This window comes from Streptomyces sp. NPDC058221, assembly GCF_042882365.1.
Taxonomy (GTDB): domain Bacteria; phylum Actinomycetota; class Actinomycetes; order Streptomycetales; family Streptomycetaceae; genus Streptomyces.
The window spans coordinates 103,652-105,136 of sequence record NZ_JBHVWF010000003.1 but is presented as its reverse complement, the minus strand read 5'-3'; the positions used below and the strand labels follow the sequence as shown (position 1 = coordinate 105,136).

Sequence of the window (1,485 nt, the reverse complement as noted above, 5' to 3'; positions counted from 1 at the left end):
CCGTGCGGGGCCGACGCGCGTTCCGGGGCGGCCGGGAGGTTTCGGCGGGGGTTTGGACGCCGTAGCCAAATTCCCCGGCACAACGGTCATTTCCTTCTCGTTCGTCAACACGGGATTCGAAAAACACTCTCGAACCATCCCTCGCGAGAGTGACGTAATGTCGCCAAATCATCACTGCCCGCTACGCTCACTGCGTGACCCACTCCGCGCGCCGCATCGGCCGAACTCTCGCTCTCGTACTGCCTGTCGTCATGGTCCTGTCCGGGACCCTCGCGGTCAGCGCCGTGCCGTGGGCATCCCGCAGCTCCGACTCGCAGATGCTCACCGCGTCGGCGCAGACCGTCTCCAAGCGCGCCAAGGCGCGTACCCCGCAGGACATCCTGCGCGACAAGCTTCTCCTGGAGCTCCAGGAGAAGGACCCCGCTGTCGCGTTGACGGATCTCCAGCGCGCCGTCGAGGGGCGTCCCTCGCTCGCGCGGCACTGCATGTCGATCGCGAAGGCGCTGGGCAAGGCCGCGGTCGAGCAGTACGGCCCGACGCGGGCGCACCGGTTCTCGCGTCCGGTCTGCGACACGTCGTTCGCCTCGGGGGTCGCACAGTTCAGCTGACCGGCCCGGTACGGGCACGGCATATCGTGCCTGGCATGCATACGTTTCCGACGCAGGCCGTGATCCTGGCCGGTGGCCAGGGGTCGCGGCTGCGCCCCTACACCGATGACCGCCCCAAGCCGATGGTCGAGATCCCTGGAACCGGGACTCCGATCATCGGCCATCAGCTTTCCTGGCTGGCCGCCGAGGGCGTGACCGACGCCGTCGTCTCGTGCGGGCATCTGGCCGAGGTGCTGCAGGAGTGGCTGGACGTCGCGGTGCTGCCGCTGCGCGTCACGACGGTGGTGGAGTCCGAGCCGTTGGGACGCGGCGGCGGGCTGAAGTACGCCGCGGCCCGGCTGCCCGATCCGGAGCAGCCCTGGTATGCCACCAACGGCGATATCTGGACGCGCTTCTCCCTGCGCGAGATGGCCGCGTTCCATGCGGAGCGCGATGCGACCGCGACACTGGCGCTGGCCCGTCCGCGGATTCCCTGGGGTGCGGTGGAGACGGACGCGTTCGGGCATATCACCGACTTCATCGAGTCGCCGCCGTCGCCGTATCTGATCAATGCCGGGGTGTATGTGTTCTCTCCCGCGTTCACGGCGATGCTGCCGGACCGGGGCGACCACGAGCGGACGACGTTCCCGAGGCTGGCGCGCGAACGCAGGCTGGCCGGCTATCCGTTGCCGCACGGGGCGTACTGGCGGGCCATCGACACCGCCAAGGACCTGACGGAGGCGGCCAAGGAGCTGGACGGGCAGTAGGCGGGTCCGCCCGCCGGGAGCCGTGCTGCGCACAGACCAGAACAGAACGGAGAGGGGCGGGCACCGGATCATCTCAGCACGACCCCCCCCAACAGTCGGTTGTGGTCGGGCGACGCAGAGGACCGCGCCGG

At 69.2% G+C, this 1,485-nt stretch carries 2 protein-coding genes; both read left to right on the top strand.

Annotation, left to right across the window (positions count from 1 at the left end; translation table 11 throughout):
* Positions 1–194: 194 nt before the first annotated feature.
* The gene (locus ACFVW8_RS02185) at positions 195–608 is read left to right on the top strand and encodes a hypothetical protein (RefSeq protein WP_389685649.1); all 414 of its coding nucleotides are present in this window, start codon (positions 195–197) and stop codon (positions 606–608) included.
* A 35-nt stretch (positions 609–643) separates the two neighbouring features.
* The gene (locus ACFVW8_RS02180) at positions 644–1,354 is read left to right on the top strand and encodes an NDP-sugar synthase (RefSeq protein ID WP_389685648.1); all 711 of its coding nucleotides are present in this window, start codon (positions 644–646) and stop codon (positions 1,352–1,354) included.
* Positions 1,355–1,485 lie beyond the last annotated feature (131 nt).